Consider the following 6,841-nt stretch of genomic DNA (forward strand, 5'->3'; position numbering starts at 1 on the left):
GTTTGGCAATGGAAGAAAAAGAATTGCAAACGGCCTATGATGCTAGTCAAATTCAGGTCCTAGAAGGACTGGAGGCCGTTCGTAAACGACCTGGTATGTATATTGGAACAACCAGTTCGAGGGGGCTTCATCATCTAGTTTGGGAAATTGTTGACAATAGTATAGACGAAGCATTAGCCGGTTATTGCGATCACATAGAAGTAACAATCGAAAAAGATAACTGGATTCGTGTGGATGATAACGGCCGCGGAATTCCCGTTGGTATCCAAGAGTCAACAGGTAGACCTGCTGTTGAAGTTATCATGACTGTACTTCATGCCGGAGGTAAATTCGGCGGCGGCGGTTACAAAGTTTCAGGAGGACTACATGGAGTCGGTGCTTCGGTCGTCAACGCCTTGTCGGAAACTACAGAAGTATATGTAAGACTGGATAATAAAGTTCATTTCATAAGTTTTGAACGTGGTGTTTTGAAAAATGAACTTAGCGTTATCGGTGAAGCAGATGAAACAGGTACACGTATTCGTTTTAAAGCAGATCCAGAAATATTCACTGAAACGACGACTTACGAATACGACATTTTAGCACATCGACTTCGTGAACTTGCGTACCTGAACCGTGGCCTTCGAATTTCAATCACGGACGAACGCAATGACGAAGAACGAAGCGACACATACTACTACGAGGGCGGTATCAAGTCGTACGTAGAACATTTAAATAAAAACAAAGAACCTATCCATGAAGAACCAATTTTCATTGAAGGTGAAAAAGACGGGATTTCAGTTGAAATTGCCATGCAATACAACAGTGGTTATGCAGAGAATCTACTATCTTTCGCCAATAACATCAATACGTACGAAGGCGGGACGCATGAATCAGGTTTCAAAACAGCCCTAACACGCGTCATTAATGATTATGCAAGAAAAAATGGCGGGCTCAAAGAATCGGATTCAAACCTTTCAGGTGACGACGTCCGGGAAGGTTTGACGGCTATTATATCCATCAAACACCCTGATCCACAGTTTGAAGGACAAACAAAAACGAAACTCGGAAACTCTGAAGTGAGTACGATAACAAACTCTCTATTTTCAGAAGGTCTCCAACGTTTTTTGCTCGAAAACCCGACAACTGCCCGTCAAGTCATCGATAAAAGTCTTATGGCTGCAAGAGCACGTCTAGCAGCAAAAAATGCACGTGAATTCACACGACGGAAGTCAGCGCTTGAGGTATCTAGCTTGCCTGGTAAATTAGCGGATTGTTCTTCACGTGACCCATCCATCAGTGAATTGTACATCGTGGAAGGGGACTCGGCAGGTGGTTCTGCGAAAAGTGGACGTGATCGCCATTTTCAAGCAATCCTGCCACTTCGGGGTAAAATCCTAAACGTAGAAAAAGCACGTCTAGATAGAATTTTAGGTAATGAAGAAATTCGGGCAATGATTACAGCGCTTGGAACAGGCATTGGTGAAGAATTCAATCTTGCAAAAGCCCGTTACCATAAAATTATTATCATGACTGACGCAGACGTGGATGGGGCTCATATCCGTACGCTGATGCTGACATTTTTCTTCCGTTTTATGCGACCTCTCATTGAGGCAGGATACGTCTATATTGCCCAACCACCACTTTACCGTGTGAAATACGGAAAGACACAAGAGTATTGCTACAACGAAGAAGAACTTCAGGAAATACTTGATCGGATTCCAGTTTCACCAAAACCTACAATTACACGCTATAAAGGTCTCGGTGAAATGGATGCGACGCAGCTTTGGGATACTACGATGGATCCAGGCCAACGTACATTACTCCAAGTGAATCTTGAAAATCCATTCGATGCCGATGCTACATGTGAGCAGCTGATGGGGGATGAAGTTGGACCTCGTCGGAAGTTTATCGAAGATAATGCATTGTATGTAAAAAATATAGATCTTTAAGCGATATTTTAACTTTAATCAGTCGGGATTCAAAACCAGGCTGATTTGAGGTTAAAGCCTCCGGCGAATGTCACAGATTTTGAATTGAGAGGAAAGTCAACCTAAGTTCGCCGCGTCCTGCGGCGATAAGGAAAGATGGTGTTCAATCTTTCCTTGTTGCATACCTGCGTCCTGCAGGCACAAGCTCAATTTAAAATATGGACGCAATCACACCGGGGTATGATTGATTCGAACGTTGAGCTGAAAGGAGTCTTACAAGATGGCAGATATGCCGAATCGTGGTGTCAAGGGAATTAACATAAGTACGGAAATGAAGACTTCATTTCTAGATTATGCAATGAGTGTCATCGTTTCGCGTGCACTTCCTGATGTAAGGGATGGTTTAAAGCCGGTGCATCGTCGTATATTATATGCAATGCAGGACCTTGGAAACACTGCAGATAAACCACATAAGAAATCCGCACGTATCGTTGGCGACGTCATCGGTAAGTACCATCCGCATGGAGATACTGCAGTGTACGATACTATGGTCCGCATGGCGCAGGACTTTAACTACCGTTATATGCTTGTTGACGGTCATGGGAACTTCGGTTCTGTGGATGGCGATTCCGCAGCTGCGATGCGTTACACAGAGTCCCGTATGTCGCGTATTGCAATGGAACTTCTGCGTGATATTAATAAGGACACAGTTGACTACAGAGATAACTATGATGGACAGGAACGAGAACCTGTTGTACTTCCAAGCAGATACCCGAACCTACTCGTCAATGGTACTACTGGAATCGCAGTAGGTATGGCAACGAATATTCCTCCGCATCACCTAGGGGAAACAATAGACGCAGTCCTGGCACTTGCTGATAATCCAGCGATTACAACTGAAGAGTTGATGGAAATTATCCCAGGGCCTGATTTCCCAACAGGTGGTATTGTTCTTGGACTTAGTGGAATCAGAAGAGCTTATGAAACAGGAAAAGGTTCTATCATTGTTCGGGGTAAAGTTGAAATAGAGCAACAATCGAATGGTAAGGAAACAATACTGGTCAACGAACTGCCCTTCCAGGTGAATAAAGCGCGGCTTATCGAAAAGATTGCTGAACTTGTCCGGGATAAGAAGATTGACGGTATTACGCATTTAGCAGACGAATCGGACCGTACCGGAATGCGCATTGTCATAGAAGTACGTAGGGATGCCAATGCGAATGTGTTGTTGAATAACTTATACAAACAAACGGCATTACAATCCAGTTTCGGTATCAACATGCTTGCACTTGTCGATGGCCAACCAAAAGTTCTTGCACTAAAAGAGATGTTGTATCATTACTTGGAGCACCAAAAAGTAGTTATTCGTAGACGTACACAGTATGATTTGAAAAAAGCAGAAGATCGTGCGCACATCTTGGAAGGTCTACGAATCGCGCTTGATCACATTGACGAGATCATAAAGCTTATTCGTGCATCGAAGACAACTGATGAAGCAAAGGCAGGGTTGATTGACAGATTCAACTTATCCGAACGTCAAACACAGGCAATTCTTGATATGCGCTTGCAACGACTTACCGGACTTGAACGCGACAAAATCGAAGAAGAGTACACTGAACTTCAACTTCTCATCGAAGAATTACGTTCCATCCTTGCTGACGAGGAAAAACTGGTCAATATTATTCGTGAAGAGTTATTGGAAGTGAAAAACCGTTTCGCTGATAAACGTAGAACCGAAATTACGTTAGGTGGATCGGAAATGATTGAAGATGAAGACCTTATCCCAGTTGAAAACTCAGTCTTGACCCTTACTCATAATGGCTATGTTAAACGTTTACCTGCAAATACGTACCGGAGTCAACGACGCGGTGGTCGCGGTATTCAAGGGATGGGTACGAACGATGATGATTTCGTTGAACATCTTCTATACACGTCCACTCATGATACGATTCTATTTTTCACAAGTAGAGGCCGCGTATTCCGGACGAAAGGCTACCAGGTACCTGAATTTAGTAGGACCGCAAAAGGTTTGCCAATCATTAACTTGTTGGGTGTAGAAAAAGATGAGAAGGTTACAGCTATGATTCCGGTAGAGGAATTCGAGGCCGATAAATACTTGTTCTTCGCTACACGTAATGGAGTGGTCAAAAGGACATCAATTTCTGATTTTGCTCATATTCGTTCAAACGGGCTAATTGCACTTACCCTCAGAGGCGACGATGAACTAATCGGCGTTAAAATGACGGACGGTAATGAAAACATTGCAATTGGAACAAAAGATGGCATGCTTATCAAGTTCCACGAAACTGACATTCGGGGAATGGGACGGATAGCTGGTGGAGTCCGGGGTATTCGACTTCGCGAGGGTGATATCGTTATCGGAATGGATATCGTCCATGAGGGTGATGAAATTCTTGTTGTCACAGAAAAAGGCTTTGGTAAGCGAACACCTGAAGATGAATACCGTATTCAAACACGTGGCGGTTATGGGCTGAAAACGTTAAACGTAACAGAGCGTAATGGTCTACTTGTTTCCATGAAAACGGTAAATGGCACAGAAGATCTTATCGTAATTACGATTCATGGTATTTTGATACGGATGGACATCAATGACATTTCTGTCATTGGACGAAGTACACAGGGTGTACGATTAATACGCCTAGGCGAAGGAGAACTTGTCGCAACTGTAGCTAAAGTTGAAAAAGAAGAGGATATTGATGATGAAGATAGTGAGCTAGTCGAAGAGTCTTCCGAAAACAATGAAGATGTTTCTACGGCAACTGACTTTGAAGAAAGTCAGGAAGACGAGGAGTCCTAACCAAAAAAAAGTTGTTGGAACGGCGAATTAAGCCTTTCTAACAACTTTTTTTTTATAAACCTTCGTCTTTTCCAATACAAGTCCATTAGCTGTCAAAATATTTTTCGTCGTCTATTGAAAAAAAACTCTAGTATGATAAGAGAACTACCAGAGGAAGGCGGAGAAATTCGATGAAAGAAACTTATATAAAAGTAAGTGACTTACGTCCGGGCATCATAATAAGCCATGACGTTTTTGTAAATACTAACTATCCCATTGTTAGAAAGGACACAGAACTTTCAGCAGAGCATCTTGAAGTTTTGTATGCATTTGGCGTAAAAAAAGTAAAAGTTGAAGAGCAAGTTGTTGTAAAAAGGGACGAACTGCAAAGTAGCGTAGGCGAAGGTTCCGTAAAACCTACCGCCATTCTTTCCGAAATTCCAGCCTTTAAGGCGGATATTAAGTCACAATATGATAATACAATCCAAAACTACAAAAAAGAATTAACAAGTTGGCGTGCGGGTATACGCCCTGACATCGCAAAAGTTCGTTCAATGACAATGCCTTTAGTGGAATCATTTATTGAACAGAAAAAGTTGTTACCTCTATTGAATGAGTTCTCGAATTCAATAGACTATATGTATCACCATTCAATCGCTGTTGGTGTACTGGCAGCAGCTATTAGTAAACAGATGGGTTTTCCAAAAGGACAAACCTTACAACTAGGTCTTGCTGGAGTCCTTGCCGATTGTGGAATGGTGAAGATTAACACAGCAATTACCGAAAAGGCGGCCTTTCTCACTAAGAACGAGTTCGATGAGGTGAAGAAACATACAATCTATAGTTTGCAAATGGTTAAGGATTCACCGTTTCTTCGGCAAGAAATGAAACTTGCAATTCTACAACATCACGAACGACTTGATGGCAGCGGATATCCGCAAGGAGTTAAGTTGGACAAGGTTTCAGTCCTTTCGCAAATAGTAGCCGTTGCCGATGTTTACCATGCAAGGACGTCCGAACGGGTTCACCGTTCGAAAGAATCCCCCTTCAAAGTAATTGAAATGATTAAAGAAGAGGAGTTCGGAAAGTTCGACATAAAGGTCATTCATGCATTGGAGCAATTACTAGGACACATTGCAATAGGTATGAAAGTGCGTTTAACGAATGGTGAAGAGGGAGATGTTATGTTTGTTCACCGTGATGCGGGCTTACGTCCAATGGTGAAGAAGGATGTAGATGGTACAGTTCTGGATCTCACGACAAATCGTCATCTAGCGATTGAAAAGATATTGAAATAGTAAAGACGGAAAAGCGGACGCCATTCGAGGCTTATACTAAAGTTTCGAATGACGGATTTGGTTTATGAAGTAACAACAAAAGTTATTTTCAAATAATGCTTGCAAGTTTTAATGTGAGGTGTTATAGTTAATAACGTTGCTTCTCCAACATATTGAAAACAACAAAAAATAACGAGAAAAAAAGTTGAAAATAGTTGTTGACAAAGAGAATGCGGTTTGATAAGATATAAGAGTTGCTGCTAGAAAAACAGCAGACGACGAATGAAATGAACCTTGAAAACTGAACAGCAAAACGTCAATGAAACACAGCGAGATTGTTAAGTGTGCTCGAGCAAAACATTTCTGAGTAACCGACTTACGTCGGAGCAAAGAAATAAAAATTGTCATTAACGAAGGATTGAAATATATTCTTTTAATTAATGCCAGCAAGAAATGAGCTACTCATTTTCTTCTATTATGGAGAGTTTGATCCTGGCTCAGGACGAACGCTGGCGGCGTGCCTAATACATGCAAGTCGAGCGGACAATAAGGAGCTTGCTCCTTATTGTTAGCGGCGGACGGGTGAGTAACACGTGGGCAACCTGCCCTACAGATGGGGATAACTCCGGGAAACCGGGGCTAATACCGAATAATCAGTTTGTCCGCATGGACAAACTCTGAAAGACGGTTTCGGCTGTCACTGTAGGATGGGCCCGCGGCGCATTAGCTAGTTGGTGGGGTAATGGCCTACCAAGGCAACGATGCGTAGCCGACCTGAGAGGGTGATCGGCCACACTGGGACTGAGACACGGCCCAGACTCCTACGGGAGGCAGCAGTAGGGAATCTTCCACAATGG

General features: G+C 42.7%; 3 protein-coding genes and 1 rRNA gene. All 4 read left to right on the plus strand.

The window, feature by feature from the left end:
• The first annotated feature begins 8 nt into the window (after positions 1-8).
• Complete coding sequence (gene gyrB / locus FILTAD_RS03640; RefSeq protein ID WP_203229643.1) at positions 9-1,931, plus strand: DNA topoisomerase (ATP-hydrolyzing) subunit B; 1,923 nt, start codon at positions 9-11, stop codon at positions 1,929-1,931.
• 259 nt (positions 1,932-2,190) lie between these two features.
• The gene (gene gyrA, locus FILTAD_RS03645; RefSeq protein WP_124069149.1) at positions 2,191-4,728 is read left to right on the plus strand and encodes a DNA gyrase subunit A; all 2,538 of its coding nucleotides are present in this window, start codon (positions 2,191-2,193) and stop codon (positions 4,726-4,728) included.
• Positions 4,729-4,898: 170 nt separating this feature from the next.
• Positions 4,899-6,005, plus strand: a complete 1,107-nt coding sequence (locus FILTAD_RS03650; RefSeq protein ID WP_124069150.1) for an HD-GYP domain-containing protein — start codon at positions 4,899-4,901, stop codon at positions 6,003-6,005.
• 453 nt (positions 6,006-6,458) lie between these two features.
• Positions 6,459-6,841, plus strand: a 16S ribosomal RNA gene (locus FILTAD_RS03655); the annotation flags it as partial.

Origin of the sequence: Filibacter tadaridae (genome assembly GCF_900609045.1) — a bacterium.
In the GTDB taxonomy this organism is placed as follows: domain Bacteria; phylum Bacillota; class Bacilli; order Bacillales_A; family Planococcaceae; genus Sporosarcina; species Sporosarcina tadaridae.